This window comes from Pedobacter glucosidilyticus (assembly GCF_002483235.1).
Classification (GTDB): Bacteria; Bacteroidota; Bacteroidia; order Sphingobacteriales; family Sphingobacteriaceae; genus Pseudopedobacter; species Pseudopedobacter glucosidilyticum_B.
In genome coordinates, this window is sequence record NZ_DLHN01000006.1 from 139490 (window position 1) to 157053 (window position 17564).

The window sequence follows — 17564 nt, forward strand, 5'->3', positions numbered from 1 at the left end:
TCTTTTGAATTTTTAATGATAAGTTTGAGGTGATGAAGATACAAATTATCAACGGACCAAATTTAAATTTATTAGGTAAACGCGAACCTGGAATTTATGGTAGCGAAGGTTTTGAGAGCTTTTATAAACAGCTTTTAGCTCAATATCCTAATGTTGAGTTAAGCTATTATCAAAGTAATGTAGAAGGCGAAATTATCAATAAGCTGCATGAGATTGGTTTTAATTATGATGGCATTATCTTAAATGCCGGAGCTTATACGCATACATCTGTTGCTATTGCAGATGCTATTGCTGGTATAAAAACTCCAGTTGTTGAAGTTCATATTTCTAATGTATATGCTCGTGAAGAGTTTAGACATCACAGCATGATGGCAAAAAACTGCAAAGGTATTATCACAGGTTTTGGTTTAATGTCTTATGAATTAGCGTTAAAAAGCTTTTTATAACTATTTCCAAATCTCTCTAAAAAACTTTTTGCTTTTTATAAAGTAATCAAAAACAATGCTACTGTGGTATTTACCAGTAAGGTTTTGTTGTGGAGATATAGGGCTATTTTTGATTTTTCCTTCAAATAAAGCACTTATAAAATGCCGGTGAGCTTTAGAAATAGCCCAGGCATTATCTGCTTTTTTATCTACCAAAAATTTAATTAAGGCTAAGAAATCTAAACAAAATCTAAAAGGAATTAAGAATATAGAACGAGAAAGAGGCTCGTTCTTTTTAATCAGATAAAGGTTGTTACGGAAGTTTAAATACGTTTTGTACGGACTTTCAGCCTGTAAAGTACCTCCACCAACATGGTAAACCGTAGAAAAGCCACAATACATCACTTTGTATCCTATATTTTTTGCTCTCCAACACAAATCAATTTCTTCCATGTGGGCAAAAAAATGTTCATCTAAGCCACCTATTTCTTTCCAGATATTAGCTTTAATGAATAAAGCGCATCCAGAAGCCCAAAATATTTCTATTTCATCATCATATTGGCCATTATCTTTTTCTATAGTTTCAAATAATCGTCCCCTGCAAAATGGGTAAGCAAAAGTATCTATAAAACCTCCGGCAGCACCGGCATATTCAAAACTATCTCTGTTATAATAAGAACGTATTTTAGGTTGCGCTATCGCTATTTTGTCATCAGCTTCCATCATTTTGATCACCGGTTCTATCCAGTTTGGCGTAACTTCAACATCAGAGTTTAAGAGTACAAAATAATCGGCTTCTATTTGTTTTAATACTTGATTATAACCATCTGCAAAACCATAATTTTTATTGTTAATGATGACTTTTACTAAAGGAAAATTATTCTTAAGAAAGTTTAAAGAATTATCTGTTGATGCGTTATCACCAATAATAATTTCCATATTAGGATAAGTACTATTAAATACCGAAGGTAGAAAATTTGCTAAATGCTTTTCTCCATTCCAGTTTAAGATAACAACGGCAACTTTAGGATAATTCATGAATAATTGTATTTGCAGCTGGTTTAAATTTCCAGCGTTTATGAGACCAAAGCCAAAATTCTGGTTTTTGTTTTATCCTGTCCTCTAAAATTCTAGCATGTTTTAAGGTAATCTCTTTATCTGTGGTAATGGATGGATTATCGTGAACCAATTTAAAATCGCAAGCATAATAACCTCTTTTAACTCTATCAACATCACAAAAAATAACAGGATAGTTTGTAGAACGAGCTATTTTTTCTATCCCCATAAAAATTGCTGTAGGCTGGTTTAAGAATTTTATCCACTCGTGTGGGTCTGCCAAAGCAGGCGTTTGGTCGGCGGCAAAAACAGTAACTGTTAGCTGATTTTTGAAACGAGCCATCTCACGTAAAGTCATTTTCATACGCACCATTACTGTTCCACTTTTTTCTCTAGCCCTTTTAAAAACCTCATTAAAAACGTTATTGTTTAATGGTTTATAAATAATAAGCGGTTTGCTTTTAACAATTAAAGGCGTAACAATAGTACACCATTCCCAATTTCCATAATGTCCAACGGCAAATAAATAACTCTTATTTTGGTCTTCAAACTTTCTTACTAAATCTGTATTGGTAAAAGTAAAACGTCTAAAAAGCTCTTCTTTTGATACAGAAAGCATTTTAATGGTTTCAAAAATTAAATCAGCCAGATAACTGAAAAATCTTTTTTCAATTCCATTAATTTCTTCTGCACTTTTTTCTGGAAATGAGTTCATTAGATTCTCTCTAACTACCTTCCTTCTGTATTTGATAACATGAAAAATAATGATAAAGGCAAAATCAGACAATAGATATAGCACTCTTAAGGGCAGCAAAGAAACTAAGTACAAAAAAAACGCAGCTACATAAGAAAGCCATTTATTTATCATTATTTTCGTTGGTTTTAATTGCAAACATAAATATTTTGAAATGGAATCTGGTGCAATATTTCCTTTACTTTATTTACCACCTATAGAATTTTTTAAAGAGTTACTAAACTTTAAAAATGAAATAATTTTAATTGATAAAAATGAGCATTTCCCTAAACAAACTTATAGAAATAGAGCAAGTATTTACGGTGCTAATGGAACTTTAAGTATTACAGTTCCGGTGGTAAAAGGGGCTAAATTACATACTTGTGTAAAGGATGTTAAAATTAGTTATGATGCCAATTGGCAACGCATCCATTGGATGAGTTTACAAGCATCTTACAGAAGTTCTGCTTATTTTGAGTTTTATGAAGATGCGTTTGCTCCGTTTTATCATCAGAAATATGATTTTCTGTTTGATTATAATTTAGAGCTTTTAAATACCGTATTAAAGCTTTTGAAGCAAAACGTAGCTTTAAATTTTACTGAAGGTTATCAAGCTGAATATCCACAACTGAAAGATTTTAGAAGCACTATTCATCCTAAAATAACAAGTAGCTATCAACCTAAAAAATATTATCAGGTTTTTGAAGATAAATACAATTTTATACCTAATTTAAGTATCGTTGATTTATTATTTAATCAAGGTCCGCAGGCTTTAAAATATCTTTAAACATGGTAAAAACACCACAATTTTTCAATATCAAAGCTAAACAACGTAGAAGTAAACCTGGCGAAGTACCAGGTACTTTTGTAATTACAGAAAATGCTTTAGCTAGTAAAATTGTAGTTTATGCTTATCATCAAAACCAAATAAAAGAATTTGAAACCCTACATATAGATGAAGCTTTTAAATTTATTCAAGAACATCCAGATAACTTTTATTGGATAGATATTAAAGGTTTAGGTTCACAAGAAGTTTTAAATCAAATTCAGCAACATTATAATATTAACGCTTTGGTAATGGAGGATATTGTTAATACTTACCAAAGACCAAAATGCGATGATTATGATGATTATATGTTCATCACCAGCAGAATGCTTGAACTAGATAGCGGTTTGGTGATGCGTAATGAACAATTATCTTTCCTGATTTTTAAAGATACTTTAATAACCTTTCAAGAAGATTATCAAGATGTTTTAGAACCAGTTAGAGTAAGACTGAAAACAAAAGTAGGTGGTAATTTACGCTCTTTAGGTCCTTCTTATTTGCTTTACGCTTTAATGGATACCGTTATAGACCATTATTTTACCATTGTAAATAGGTTAGGAGATGAGTTAGAAATTGTTGAAGAACATCTTTACCAAAGACCACATAAATTATTAATGTACAGGATTTTAGGCGTTAAAAAAATCATGATAGCCATGAGAAGAGCCGCCTGGCCTGAAAGAGATAAATTAATAGAAATTCTAAAAAAGCCAACCCATATCATTCATCCAGAAGTTGCGGTTTTCTTTAAAGATGCTTATGACCACAGCGTTCAGATTATAGATCTGATAGAATCTTATAAAGAAACCTCAATAAGTTTAATGGATGTTTATTTGTCTTTAATGAGTAACAAGATGAATGAAGTGATGAAATTCTTAACCGTTATTTCATCATTATTTATTCCTTTAACTTTTATTGTAGGCGTTTATGGAATGAATTTTTCTTATCAAGACCCTAAAACAGGAGAGATATTACCCTACAACATGCCCGAATTATACATGCCTCATGGTTATATCATGGTTTGTTTAGTGATGCTGCTTATTGTGATTGGGCAATTATGGTATTTCGGTAAAAAAGGGTGGTTTAAAGATTAAAATATCGAATTGGAGATTTTTAGCTTAAATTAGCAAAGATGCAATCATTTGAAATTGATAAAACCGACGTTTTAAAATTAAAACAAGCTTTAGAGGGTAATGAGGAGGATTTAATAAAGCTTTTAGGAGAATATCACGCATCAGAAATTGCTATCCTTTTCAGTAAAATTCCTTTAGAATCGCAAAAGCGAATCATCAATTTATTACCAGCAGAAAGTGCCTCAGAAGTAATCTCTGAAATGGATTTTGAGGCTCATCCCGAAGAACTTTTACTAGAACTAGATCCAGAACGCAGGCAAGAAATTGTTGAAGAACTTGATTATGATGATGCAACAGATATCATCGCCCAGTTGGATGAAGAAGATCAAAAAGAAATTCTTCAAGATTTAGATACCGAAGACGCATCAAATATTCGTAACTTATTAAGTTATAAAGAAGATTCTGCCGGTGGTTTAATGAATACCCAGCTGATTAAGATATATGCAAATATGTCTAAAAAGCAGGCTATTGATGAAATTATCCAACAAAGTGAAGAAATAGAAGAATTTTACACCGTTTATGTTGTTGATGAAGCTGATACGCTAAAAGGAATTATATCACTCAAAAATCTTATTAAAGCAAAAGCAAGTGTTAAAGTTGCTGATTTAATTAACGAAGACTTTATCTATGTTAAAGCCCAAGTAGACCAAGAAGAGGTTGCCGATTTAATCTCTCAATATAATCTTACCAGTATCCCGGTAGTGGATGATGATATGAAACTTTTAGGAAGAGTAACTTTTGATGATGTTATTGACGTTTTAGAAGAAGAAAATACTGAGGATATGTTAAAAATATCCGGGGTATCAGAAGATGAGGAATTAAGTGGTAATTGGCAGGCGGCTGTAAAATCTAGGTTACCTTGGCTACTTCTAAATCTAGTAACGGCCTTTTTAGCATCATCAGTAATTAGATATTTTGAGCCCACCATTAATCACCTTCTAATTTTACCAGCCTACATGACTATTATTGCTGGTATGGGTGGTAATACAGCCACGCAGGCATTAGCTGTAACCGTAAGAAGAATTACTTTAAGTGATTTATCAGATAATCAAGCTTATCAAACTGTAATAAAGGAGTTTACAGTAGGTTTGGTAAACGGTGCTGTTATAGGTTTAGTTTTATTTTTAGTAGCTTTTTTTTATGATTCAAACCCTATGTTGGGCTTGGTCATTTTTATTGCCATGGCTGGCAATTTAATTATTGCTGGTTTAGCAGGTTCTACCATTCCTTTAGTTCTTAAACGTATTGGTATAGACCCTGCAATTGCTTCTTCTATCATCATTACTACCTTTACAGATGTTTTTGGATTCTTGCTTTTATTAGGTTTAGCCTCAAAATTATTATTATAATTGTAGCAAATTTGACTATTCTATTTTAGCAGTAGTTAATGCTCAAAAAAATACAAATCATGCAAACAAAACATAACTGGACAAAAGAAGAAATTCTAGAGATTTATAATAGACCATTTTTAGATTTAGTTTACGAAGCCGCTACCATCCACAGAGCTAATAAAGACTACTCAGAAGTGCAAATAAGCTCTTTAATATCTATAAAAACTGGCGGTTGTCCAGAAGATTGTTCTTATTGCCCACAGGCAGCCCGTTACCATACAGATGTTGATGTGCATGCCATGATGAAAGTAGACGAAGTATTGGATGCAGCTAAAAAAGCTAAAGAAGGTGGTGCTTCTCGTTTATGTATGGGTGCAGCTTGGAGAGAAGTGCGTGATAACCGCGATTTTGACAAGGTTATTGATATGGTAAAAGCCGTAAACGAAATGGATATGGAGGTTTGCTGTACTTTAGGAATGCTAAATGCAGACCAAGCACAAAGACTTGCTGATGCTGGTTTATATGCTTACAATCATAATTTAGATACTTCAGAAGAAGATTATAAGAGAATCATCAGTACACGTACTTATGATGACCGTTTAAAAACTATAGAAAACGTTCGTAAAGCAAAATTAACGGTTTGCAGCGGCGGAATCATCGGTTTAGGAGAAACTGTTAACGATAGGGTTTCTATGCTACGTGTTTTGGCCAATATGCCACAGCATCCAGAATCTGTTCCAGTAAATGCATTGGTTCCGGTAAAAGGTACGCCTTTAGAAAACCAACCTCGTGTTCCAATTTGGGATATGGTTCGTATGATTGCAACAGCTCGTATCATCATGCCAAAAACTTGTGTAAGGTTATCTGCCGGAAGAACAGAAATGAGCACTATAGAACAAGCTTTATGCTTTATGGCTGGTGCAAATTCTATTTTCGCTGGTGATAAATTGTTAACCACACCAAATCCTGATTTTAAAGATGATATGGCGATGTTTGAACTTTTAGGTTTAACACCTAGAAAAGCCTTCAAAAACGGAAAACCAAATCAAAAAGCAGAAGAAGTAACTGCTTAAAATAAAAAATTAAATTCTTAATCAGGACAATCTTTTTCGATTGTCCTTTTTTGTTTAAAAATGAAACTCATAGCTTTTGAAGAACAGCATATCCCAATTTTAATAAATTGGATTAAAGATGAAGATACACTTCTGAAATTTGCAGGTATAGCTTTTCAATATCCACTTACAGCAGCACAAATGGAAAGCTATATTGAGAAATATCCCGAAAGGCTTATTTATTTAGTTATTGATGATGAGCATCAGCCTGTAGCGTATGGCGAAGTTATTCCTCAAGAAGATCATTCTGCTCGTTTAGGTCATTTACTCATCGGCGAAAGCCAACAAAGGGGTAAAGGTTTAGGTAAGCAATTGATATCATTATTAATAGAAAAAGCTAAACAGGAGCTTAATATTAACCGTATAGATTTATACCTGCTTTCTAATAATGATGTAGCGGCAAAATGTTATTTAAATTTTGGCTTTAAGTTTATTGATAATGATTTTAGCATCACTTACAAAAATCAAAGTTATGCCATTCTAAAAATGACGATGCCTTTATAATTCAAAGTCTAATTTGACTATCCATAAACACTTCTAAAAAAGCTTTCTTTTAGCTTTGTTTCATGGAAAATAAGAAGCCTTCTATCATCTACGTTTACGATGCTATTTGTGGCTGGTGTTATGGGTTTAGCCCCGTTATGAAAAGCCTTTTCGATAATTATTCAGATACTTTTGATTTTGAAGTATTATCTGGAGGAATGATGATGGGCGAAAGAGAAGGTACCATTAATGATGTGGCTCCTTATATCAAAACTGCCTATAAAGATGTTGAAAACGCTACCGGAGTTAAGTTTGGAGAAGCTTTTTTGACCGAATTAGAGAAAGGAGATTTATACTTAAGTTCAGAAAAACCGGCCATAGCACTATCTGTTTTTAAATCTTATTTTCCAGAAAAGGCTATTTTATTTGCTCATGATTTACAATCTGCCATTTATGTTCATGGATTAGATTTAAGAAATGATGAGAGCTATGTTTATTTAGCCGAGAAATATCAGATTCCTGCTGAAGAATTTATTAAAAAGCTAAATCAGGAAGAATTTAAACAAGCTGCTTATTATGATTTTGCTTTAGCCAGACAATTACAAGTAACAGGCTATCCAGCAGCATTTATCAGAACTGGCGAACTTAAATTTTATATGATAGCTAAAGGATATGCTAACCTAGAGACTATGGAGTTGCGTGTTCAAAATGTATTAAAAGAAATAGCTTTATGAAGAAAATAGCGGTGTTGGGCGCTACGGGTATGTTAGGCAAACCTGTAGCAGATGAATTGATAAAAGCAGGTTTTGAGGTAACTATTCTGGCTAGAAATATAAAAAAAGCTAAAGAGCTATTTCCTCAAGCAAATATTGTTTTTGCCGATTTAGCTTCAAGAACTACTTTATCTCAAGCTTTAAAAGGGCAGGAGGCTATTTATTTAAATCTTCATATTCCGCAACACGCTAAACCTAAAGATTTCATGCCAGAAACAACTGGTTTATTAAATTTAATAGAAGCCGCAAAAGAAAATAATATCCAAAGAATTGCCTATTTATCTTCTTTAGTTAAAGATTATCAAGGACAAAATAATTTCAATTGGTGGGTTTTTGATGTTAAACAAAAAGCGGTTCAAATTCTTAAAAGTAGTAAAATACCTTATACCATATTTTATCCAAGTAGCTTCATGGAGAACTTCGATAAAGGTGGGTTTATGAACGGCAACCAAATGAATTTAGCTGGCAAAGCCGAAGCCAAAATGTATTGGATTTCTGGTGCCGATTATGGTAAACAAGTAGCTAAATCTTTTGAGGTTTTAACCGATGAAAATAGAGAATATAATGTTCAAGGTCCTGAGGCATATTATCCAGAAGAAGCCGTAAGAATATTTATTGATAACTATAAAAAGAAACGTTTAAACGTATTTAAAACCCCAATAGGTGTTTTAAAATTTATGGGTAAATTTTCTAATAAAATCAATTACATCTATCATATACTGGAAGCGCTTAATAAGTACGATGAGAAATTTGTATCCCAATTCACTTGGGATGAACTAGGGCAACCTAAAGAAACTATCAAAAAATACACCATCAGAATTCAAAAACAAAACTAAAATTTTTAGTTTAAAATTTACTAAATATTTTAGTAAATTTGAATATGAATTTTGATAGGATAACAGAAAAACTAGAAATCCTGGCTGATGCAGCTAAATATGATGTTTCCTGCTCATCCAGTGGTGCTAAAAGAAATAATCAAAACAAAGGTTTAGGAAATTCTACCGGAATGGGTATTTGCCATTCTTATACAGAAGACGGGAGGTGCGTTTCTTTACTCAAAATTTTATTGACCAACCATTGTATTTATGATTGCGCTTATTGCGTAACTCGTAAAAGTAATGATATTAAAAGAGCCGCTTTTACCGTACAAGAAGTGGTTGATTTAACCATAAACTTTTATAGAAGAAATTATATTGAAGGTTTATTCTTAAGCTCAGGTATTTTTAAAGATGCTGATTTTACGATGGAGCGATTGGTCTTAGTAGCTAAAAAGCTCCGTTTAGAAGAAAATTTCAATGGTTATATTCATTTAAAAAGTATCCCTGGCGCATCAGACGAGTTGATGAAAGAAGCCGGACTTTATGCTGATAGATTGAGTATTAATCTAGAACTTCCTACAGAAAAGGGACTAAAACTTTTAGCTCCGGATAAAAATAGGGAAGACATGATTAAACCCATGAATTATGTTAAAAACGAAATCATTGTTTTTAAAGAAGAAAAAAAGCTTTTCAGAAATACCCCAAAATTTGCTCCCGCAGGGCAAAGTACACAATTGATTATTGGTGCTACCCAAGAAAACGATTTAGAAATTATCCAAACCGCCGATTCTTTTTACAAAAATTACCAATTGAAAAGGGTTTACTATTCTGGCTATGTTCCCATAGCCGATGATGCTCGTTTACCTTCTCTGCAAAGTAAAGTGCCTATGGTAAGAGAAAACAGATTGTATCAAGCAGATTGGTTAATGAGGTTTTATGGCTTTAAAGCCGATGAAATATTAGATCCTAACTTGCCCTTTTTAGATTTAGATGTTGATCCTAAACTAAGTTGGGCACTAAGAAATCAGCATATATTTCCTATAGATATTCAAAAAGCAGATTTCGAAATGATTTTAAGAGTACCTGGTATTGGGGTTAAATCTGCTTGGAAAATTATTGAAGCCAGACGCTTTAGTCATCTAAATGAAAATCATCTAAAAAAACTAGGCGTAGCATTAAACAGAGCCAAATATTTTATTTCTTACGGACTACATTTTGGAAATCTTAAGTTTTTAAATAGCAGTAATTTAAAGCAATTTATATTAGGTAATACTAAAAGTAAATATCAAGACCAATACAACGCTCAGTTAGCTTTATTCTGATGAATATTTTATTGTATGACCATACTTTTGAGGGCTTCTTAACCGCTGTTTTTGAAGCTTATGAATTTAAGCTAAAACAAGTTAAGATTGTAAAAGAGGCTTTACAAACCGAGCAGCTTTTTGCTAAAATAACAAAAGTATTTACACAAGCTCCTAAAGCAGAAAGGGTTTATCAAAAACTTAAAACTTTAATAGGTGATTTAGGCTTACACCGCATGCTTTATACTTTTTTATCAGAAGATGAAGATTTAGAAACACATTTATGGGCGGTTGTTCAATATGCTTTAAATAACTCAAAACGAAATATTATACAGGACTTTTCTCATCCATCTGTTTTAAAACTATCTCAATATGAGCAAATGGTACATCGCGAAAAGCATAGGATGGAAGCTTTTGTACGTTTTAGGTTAACCCTAGATGATATTTATTATGCCGAAATAGAGCCAGATTTTAATGTTTTACCTGTTATTGCAAAACATTTTAAAGACCGTTATCAAGACCAAAAGTGGATGATTTTTGACCAAAAAAGAACCTATGGTATTTATTATGATTTACACAAGGTTGAATTGGTAGAAATGAAATTTGCTAACCATTTAAACAAACAAGAGGGTTTAGAAATGTTGGTTAAAGACGAAAAATTATATCAACATTTATGGCAAACTTATTTTAAGAAAACTACCATCCAAGCTAGAAAAAATTCGCGTTTACATATTCAACACGTACCTAAAAGATACTGGAAATACCTTACAGAAAAATTCCCTGTTTAACAGCAGAACACTAAATCTTCTCTGTAATTTTCAATATATCAGCAGAAACTTTAACGATAAGTTCTAATTGTTCTGTAGCTAAATCCTCATTGGTTTCTGTTACACCCTCAAAAACATGCACAAATTCTTGCTCGTGTGTAGTTTCAGATAACCATTCTATAGCAAGCTTTAAATAATACTGAGATTTCCTAAAAAGCTTCTGCTGATCAGCATTAAACATCATTTGAGAATCTTGTAAACTGGTTGATAAATTTGCAAGGTAAGAGGATAAAATATGGTTTAACACTACAAATTTATGTACATCTAAAACGGCTTTGTGTTGCTTGGTTTTAGGCTCGTTCAACATTCTTTGAAAAGCAGCGGCTAAATTAGCTGTGTTCACGTAAACTTCCTTTCTGGCTAATTTATACTCCGTAATATTAATTTGATTTTGAGGATTAAACCTTCTAAAAATAGCATCCAAATACTTCTGATTGGCTTTCAGCATATCCAGCATATAATTCTTAAACTGATACGACTCCCAACTAGGTAAAACTAAATAGCTAGATAAAAAGGCAATACCAGAACCAATAAGGGTATCAATAATTCTTTCTACCGCCAAGCTTTCATTAATAGTGGAGCTGATAAAGCTAAATAAGATGAGAATAAAAGGTGTCATGAACAACACACTGATGAAATAGTTTACCCTTTGTAAGCTATAGGTAATCAGCATGAATACAACCATTAAAACAAACCTAGCAGTTTCATCTTTGATAAAATAAATGATTAAGGCTCCTGTAATACCTCCTATAATGGTTCCAATTACTCTTTCAAAATTTCTTTGCTTGGTAGTGCTAAAGCCAGGTTTTAAAATCACCAGTATGGTTAAAATAATCCAATAACTATGATGTCCAACTGGCAATAAGAAACCTACTAAATAGCCTGTAAAAACAACCAAAGAAACCCTAAGAGCATACCTGAAATTACCAGATTTTAAGTTGAGGTTATTTCTAAGAAGCTTAAAATCAAAACTTTGGTGACTAACAAATTTATCATGATCTGTTGAGCCAGATTTAGCTTGTTTAATAAAACTCTCTTTATCAAAATAACCAAAAATGGTATTGGTTTTAGAAAAAATATGTCTAAGATTTACCAGTATTTTCTTTAAAACCAAAACAGATATACCTGCTTTTTCTAATTCATCTAGCTGCTTCTTAAGCTTATCTAAATCTTCAATTTTTACAGCATGTTTTCTTGGTTTTACCTGATGAATCAAACAAAAACCTATATACTCTATTTCTGATGCTAGTTTATGGATTAATAAAGCATAAGCAGGTAAAATATCATGATTTTTATAACGCTTCCTGATGATTTCATAATCATGATGGGTAGCCATAGTTTGCTCAAATAAATCAACAATATCCACAAAAATCATGATGAGCAATCTTCCATCACTTGTTGATTCATTAACGAGCTTTCTGGTTTTAAACAGTATCTCTCTTACATTATCTTGTATTTCATGTACCAGAACCTGTTTATCAACCAAAGTTTTAAAAATATCTTCTACAGGGATTTTATCATTATAAAAATCAGCTCTTAACCTCATATAGCCAGCAACTTCTTGTACACATTCACCTAAGGTTTGTCTGGCATATCTAAATGGTCTTACAAATGAAAATAAGGCACTTAATAAAAAATACCATATTCCACCAGTTAAAACCAAACCAGCATGTTCATAAGAATTTAGGGTAGTTTCGTGGTTGGCAACGTTCAAAACCATAATCAATAACGCAGCAGTACCTACAGATGATGCTCTTGCTCCGTAAACATAAAACATAGAAAAAATGAAGCAGAAAACAAGTATCTCTATACCAACTAAAACCGGGTTTTGATTAATGATAGAGGTTACAAGAGCCACCAAAAACACCAAAAAATTTGTTATCAGCATGGCGTTTCTTCTATGCAGCCAAGGCCCTGGTGTGTCTGCAATACTACAACAAACAGCACCTAATGAAAGATTTATCCCTATCTCTAAGAGGTTAAACTGAGCGAAAATTAAAGAGGGGAGAAGCACCCCAATCGTTATCTTGATACCATCAGAAAAATACTGAGTATATAAGAAATTTCTAAAATTATCTAAAGGCTTCTGAAGTAGCATATATGCAATTTATAAATTGTTTAATGATTTATATTTATTAAATACAATTAAATTAAAGAAGTTTTTATTCCTTTGTGATTATAAACCAATAACCCTTATTCATGAAAAATTTATTTGTTAGCCTAACTATTGCGGCGGTTTTAATATCGTTAAGCAGTTTTATAATTAAAAAAAGAGAAATCAAAATTTTAGTATTTTCATGTACTAAAGGGTTTAGGCATAAGAGTATTGAACCTGGGTTAGAAGCTATCAAAAAGATTGGAAAAGAAAAAGGCTACACCATTGTACATTCAGAAAATCCAGAAGATTTTACAGATAAAAACTTGAAGCAATTTAAAGCATTGTTATTTTTAAACCCAACAGGAAAATCATTATTTAACGATGCTCAGAAAGCAGCTTTCAAAAAATATATCAATAGAGGAGGAGGCTTTGTAGGTGTACACGCAGCTACAGACTGCAATTATGATTGGCCTTGGTACGGTAAGCTAGTAGGAGGCTTTTTTGCAGGTCATCCAAAAGTACAAGAAGCAAAACTTGATATTTTAGATACAAATCATCCGGCAACAAAGGGTTTACCAAACCCTTGGATGCATACAGATGAATGGTATAATTTTAAAGACTTTAATAAAGATGTTAAAGTAATCATGACGGTTGATGAAAAGAGCTATACAGGTGGTAAAATGCCTGATTTTCATCCGATGGCTTGGTATCATGAATTTGATGGTGGAAAAGTTTTTTATACCGGTTTAGGACATACTATTGAAGATTTCCAAGATGAATTATTCCTAAAACATTTAACCGGAGGCATAGAATATGTCTTAAAATAGCATATCCTTATAAATAAGCTTAACTTTGCCAGCTTAATTATCATATTTTGAACAATTTTAAAGATTTAGGAATTCATCAAGAGCTTATCAAGGCCCTTGATGAATTAAATATAAATACCCCAACGGTTATCCAAACCCAAGCTATTCCGGTTTTATTAGAAAGCAAAACAGATTTTATAGGCCAGGCACAAACCGGAACCGGTAAAACAGCTGCTTTTGGTTTACCATTATTACAATTGGTAAATCCAGAGCAAAAAAATATTCAAGCCGTAATCATTTGTCCAACCAGAGAATTAGGACAACAAATAGCCAAACAGCTTTTTAAATTCACCAAATACCTAAGCAAAAAGATTTTTGTTGAAGCAGTTTACGGCGGTGAAAAAATTGATATCCAAATAGGTAAATTAAAACGCCCAACACAAATTTTGGTAGCAACACCAGGGCGTTTGATAGATTTATTAGAGCGTAAAGCGGTTGATTTAACAGGAGTTAAAAACATTATTTTAGACGAAGCCGATGAAATGTTAAGCATGGGCTTTAAACCAGATATTGATAAAATTTTAAGCTTTACAGCACAAATAGATAGAAATATTTGGCTATTTTCTGCAACCATACCATCAGCTATTAAGCAAATTATAAATGATTATATGGCTGATGATGCTTATAAAATTGAAGTAGACCATAAAGATGTAATGAATACAGCCATCAAACATCAATATGTGATTTGCGATATCAAAGACAAGCCTAATCTTCTACAGAGTTTTATTAAAAATAATGATGGTAAACGTGGTATTGTATTTTGTAAAACAAAAGCTGGTGCGCAAACGCTTGCTAAGCAATTATTAGCCAAAAATTTAAAGGTTGAAGCTATACACGGAGATTTAGGTCAAAGAGATCGCGAAAAGGTAATGCGAGCTTTTAAAAGCGAAAGATTACAAGTTTTAATTGCTACAGATATTTCTGCAAGAGGAATCGACGTCAGTAATTTGTCTTATGTTATTCATTATCAATTACCAGAGCAATTAGAATATTTTACACACAGAAGCGGCAGAACTGCAAGAGCCGGAAACAAAGGACTTTCTTTGGCATTTGTTGCGCCATCAGAATTAGAAAAAATTACGGCTTTAGAAAAAGAGCTAAATATTTATTTCGAAAAGATTAGCATTTAAAGAAATGGAGAAGCAACCAAATAATCCATTACATGGCAGAACTTTAGAAGCTATTCTAAATGATTTGGTTGACTTTTATGGATGGCCAACACTTGGATTAAAAATTAAAATTAAATGTTTTAATGAGCATCCAAGTGTTAGCTCTAGTTTAAAATTCCTGAGAAAAACAGATTGGGCTCGTAAAAAAGTTGAAGAGCTTTGGATAAGAACTTTTAGGTAATCTCAATACATAATATATATAATATTTTTATGTATAATAATGTCTTATAATTAACATTATGTTAAGTAAAAAAGTAACCTCCCTTTAAGGGAAGTATGTATAATTATAAAGTTGATTGTATTTTAGAACTATCTCCCACAATCCAAACCATATCGTTTTCTTGGAAAACCCAATTAGATTCAGGATTCACTATACGCTCTGCGTTTCTTTCTATACCTACAACAATTCCGTCTGTTAAATCTTTAATTTTTGATTCTTTTAAAGATTTACCTTCTAAGAATGAATTCTTCCTAACCAATAACTTATGTAGTTTAGGCTGATAATGGTCTTGTTGTTCTAGCACTTTTTTGTCTGGCCTGATGATAGAGTTCAGCTTTCTAATTTGTGCATCTGTACCTATAATGTTTAAAATATCACCCGGATAAATAATGGTATTACTCTCTGGAGAATGAATGGTTAAACTTCCTCTGTTAATCATAGCTACGTTTATACCAGCTCTTTCTCTCCACTTTAATTCCATTAAAGTTTTTCCAACAGCTGGAGATTCTGGCTTAACTTCTATTTCTGTAAAGTGAGCATCCCATGGAGCTAAAATTTCTTGCTCTTTTTTTGGATGATATTCTTCATCGTTATAATTTTTTAAGAAAAGCATTTCTAATTTTAGATACACTTTCTGAACCTGCTTCCAGAAAATTAGTAATACTACGATAATGATTAAGGCTGCATATAGCGCTACTTCTACAGAAAGCAAATTATTTAATAAGGTAATGATTAAAGCAGCAGACAATAAAAGTCTAAATAAACGCATTACCACCACCAAATTACGATACAAACGTTCGTTTTTTAACTCCACTACTACCCCACTATATAAATTTCTAAAGGTTAAAGCATATAAAAAGGGTGATAAAATAAGCATCGTTATTACTAAAGATATAATATTGCTCCAAACTGCATTCTCTGTTTTATTTTGAATAAACGGACTTAAGTAATTAGACGATATTAAGATGATTGCTAAACTTATACTAAAGTGTATTAAGGTATTAGCTGTATATGATTTAACAAATAATTGCCAATTAGAAACGGTTGTAACGCTTTGTGTAGCAGAGCTATATCTGTTTAAATTTTCTATCCATTTGGATGGTAAAACCTTATTTAGCCAATTATAAAATGGGAAAGATAATTTTATAAGATAAGGTGTTGTAAAAGTACTTATTGCTGATACTGCTACGGCAATTGGATATAAAAAAGAACTAGTTACATTTAAAGTAACCCCAAGTGTGGCAATAATAAATGAAAACTCTCCTATTTGTGCCAGGCTGAAACCGGTTTGTACAGATGTTTTTAAAGGTTGCCCAGATGCTAAAGCGCCTATTGATGAACTAAATATTTTCCCCACTATAGTTACTAAAACAATTATTACAACAGGTAAAGCATGTTCAACCAACATGGCTGGATCTATCAGCATCCCAACAGAGACAAAAAAAACTGCACCAAAAAGGTCTTTAATAGGCATTACTAAATGTTCTATTTTCTTACCCTGACTGGTTTCTGCTAATATAGATCCCATGATAAAGGCTCCTAATGCCGGAGAAAAACCAACTTTTGTTGCTGCAATCACCATTAAAAAGCATAAAGCCAAAGAAATAATGAGTAACATTTCTTCGCTTATCAAAGGTTTAATTTTCTTTAAAAAACTTGGTAAAAAGAATATGCCTAACACAAACCAAATCACTAAAAAGAAAATTAGTTTTAAAATAGAAAACAACATTTCTGAGCCCGCAAATTGTTGACTAACAGCTAATGTAGAAAGCAAAACTAAGAGTACTACAGCTACTAAATCTTCTACCACAAGCACTCCAAATACTAAGCCCGCAAACTTTTGCCCCTTTACGCCTAGCTCTTCAAATGCTCTGATGATAATGGTTGTAGATGATATAGAAAGTATACCGCCTAGAAAAATACTATCCATGGTAGACCAACCGAAAGCTTTGCCTGTAAAATAACCTAACAAAAGCATCACCACTACTTCCGTAACAGCTGTTATAGAGGCCGAGCCTCCTACTTTCATCAATTTTTTAAAGCTAAATTCTAATCCTAAACTAAATAGGAGAATAATTACACCAATTTCTGCCCATACGGTTACGTTTTCGGTTTCTACAATAGTTGGAAATAAGGTAAAATGTGGGCCTACTAAAAAGCCCGCAATGAGATACCCTAAAACTAAGGGCTGTTTTAAGTATTTAAATATGAGTGTAATTATGGCTGCTGCGCCTAGTATAAGTCCTAAATCGGTAATGAGATTTGGTAAGTGTATCATAAATTATATATCGTATTATTTGATTTAATAGAGTTCATTAGCTTTAAGAAAGCTTTTCCAGAAAACTATGAAATGGAAATAATAACTGAGATATATAATGATGTTGTGATATTGAGGG

Annotated in this window: 17 protein-coding genes; 13 read left to right on the forward strand and 4 right to left on the reverse strand. The window is 32.4% G+C overall.

Features of this window, described 5'->3' with window-relative positions; genetic code table 11:
- Positions 1–32 precede the first annotated feature (32 nt).
- Positions 33–446, forward strand: a complete 414-nt coding sequence (gene aroQ, locus B2745_RS01400) for a type II 3-dehydroquinate dehydratase (protein ID WP_304062661.1) — start codon at positions 33–35, stop codon at positions 444–446.
- On the opposite strand, the gene B2745_RS01405 is transcribed toward aroQ, so the two are convergent.
- Positions 447–1463, reverse strand: coding sequence for a glycosyltransferase family 2 protein (locus B2745_RS01405; RefSeq protein ID WP_304062664.1), 1017 nt, complete (start codon positions 1461–1463; stop codon positions 447–449). It abuts the gene before it with no gap.
- Complete coding sequence (locus B2745_RS01410) at positions 1450–2349, reverse strand: lysophospholipid acyltransferase family protein (protein WP_304062667.1); 900 nt, start codon at positions 2347–2349, stop codon at positions 1450–1452. Before B2745_RS01410 ends, B2745_RS01405 begins: the two co-directional genes overlap by 14 nt.
- Positions 2350–2389: 40 nt before the next feature.
- Here B2745_RS01410 and B2745_RS01415 point away from each other — a divergent pair, with 40 nt between their 5' ends.
- From B2745_RS01415 to B2745_RS01455, 9 genes are all read left to right on the forward strand, one after another.
- Positions 2390–3001 (forward strand): WbqC family protein, encoded by a 612-nt coding sequence (locus B2745_RS01415; protein WP_304062670.1) that lies wholly within the window; start codon positions 2390–2392, stop codon positions 2999–3001.
- A 2-nt stretch (positions 3002–3003) separates the two neighbouring features.
- Entirely contained in the window at positions 3004–4131 is a 1128-nt protein-coding gene (gene corA / locus B2745_RS01420) for a magnesium/cobalt transporter CorA (RefSeq protein WP_304062673.1), read from the forward strand.
- 38 nt (positions 4132–4169) lie between these two features.
- Positions 4170–5519: a magnesium transporter gene (gene mgtE, locus B2745_RS01425; RefSeq protein WP_304062676.1), complete on the forward strand. Its 1350-nt coding sequence runs from the start codon at positions 4170–4172 to the stop codon at positions 5517–5519.
- 59 nt (positions 5520–5578) lie between these two features.
- Positions 5579–6574: a biotin synthase BioB gene (gene bioB, locus B2745_RS01430; protein ID WP_414691914.1), complete on the forward strand. Its 996-nt coding sequence runs from the start codon at positions 5579–5581 to the stop codon at positions 6572–6574.
- A gap of 60 nt (positions 6575–6634) precedes the next feature.
- Complete coding sequence (locus B2745_RS01435; RefSeq protein WP_304062678.1) at positions 6635–7117, forward strand: GNAT family N-acetyltransferase; 483 nt, start codon at positions 6635–6637, stop codon at positions 7115–7117.
- A gap of 62 nt (positions 7118–7179) precedes the next feature.
- Complete coding sequence (locus B2745_RS01440) at positions 7180–7830, forward strand: DsbA family protein (protein WP_304062681.1); 651 nt, start codon at positions 7180–7182, stop codon at positions 7828–7830.
- Positions 7827–8705, forward strand: a complete 879-nt coding sequence (locus tag B2745_RS01445) for an SDR family oxidoreductase (protein ID WP_304062684.1) — start codon at positions 7827–7829, stop codon at positions 8703–8705. Before B2745_RS01440 ends, B2745_RS01445 begins: the two co-directional genes overlap by 4 nt.
- Before the next feature lie 44 nt (positions 8706–8749).
- Positions 8750–10009: a putative DNA modification/repair radical SAM protein gene (locus B2745_RS01450; protein ID WP_304062687.1), complete on the forward strand. Its 1260-nt coding sequence runs from the start codon at positions 8750–8752 to the stop codon at positions 10007–10009.
- Positions 10009–10776, forward strand: coding sequence for a TIGR03915 family putative DNA repair protein (locus B2745_RS01455; protein WP_304062690.1), 768 nt, complete (start codon positions 10009–10011; stop codon positions 10774–10776). The genes B2745_RS01450 and B2745_RS01455 overlap by 1 nt, the downstream gene beginning before the upstream one ends.
- Before the next feature lie 10 nt (positions 10777–10786).
- Here the strand turns inward: B2745_RS01455 and B2745_RS01460 are convergent, their stop codons facing one another.
- Complete coding sequence (locus tag B2745_RS01460) at positions 10787–12913, reverse strand: FUSC family membrane protein (protein WP_304062693.1); 2127 nt, start codon at positions 12911–12913, stop codon at positions 10787–10789.
- 101 nt (positions 12914–13014) lie between these two features.
- On the opposite strand from B2745_RS01460, the gene B2745_RS01465 reads away from it, so the two are divergent.
- From B2745_RS01465 to B2745_RS01475, 3 genes are read left to right on the forward strand one after another with little or no spacing between them, the layout of a single operon-like run.
- Positions 13015–13740 (forward strand): ThuA domain-containing protein, encoded by a 726-nt coding sequence (locus tag B2745_RS01465; RefSeq protein WP_304062696.1) that lies wholly within the window; start codon positions 13015–13017, stop codon positions 13738–13740.
- A gap of 47 nt (positions 13741–13787) precedes the next feature.
- Entirely contained in the window at positions 13788–14909 is a 1122-nt protein-coding gene (locus B2745_RS01470) for a DEAD/DEAH box helicase (RefSeq protein WP_304062698.1), read from the forward strand.
- A gap of 4 nt (positions 14910–14913) precedes the next feature.
- Positions 14914–15129 (forward strand): VF530 family protein, encoded by a 216-nt coding sequence (locus B2745_RS01475; protein WP_304062699.1) that lies wholly within the window; start codon positions 14914–14916, stop codon positions 15127–15129.
- Between the two features lie 103 nt (positions 15130–15232).
- On the opposite strand, the gene B2745_RS01480 is transcribed toward B2745_RS01475, so the two are convergent.
- A complete protein-coding gene (locus B2745_RS01480) occupies positions 15233–17446 on the reverse strand; it encodes a cation:proton antiporter (protein ID WP_304062702.1) in 2214 nt (737 codons plus the stop codon).
- Positions 17447–17564: the final 118 nt, after the last annotated feature.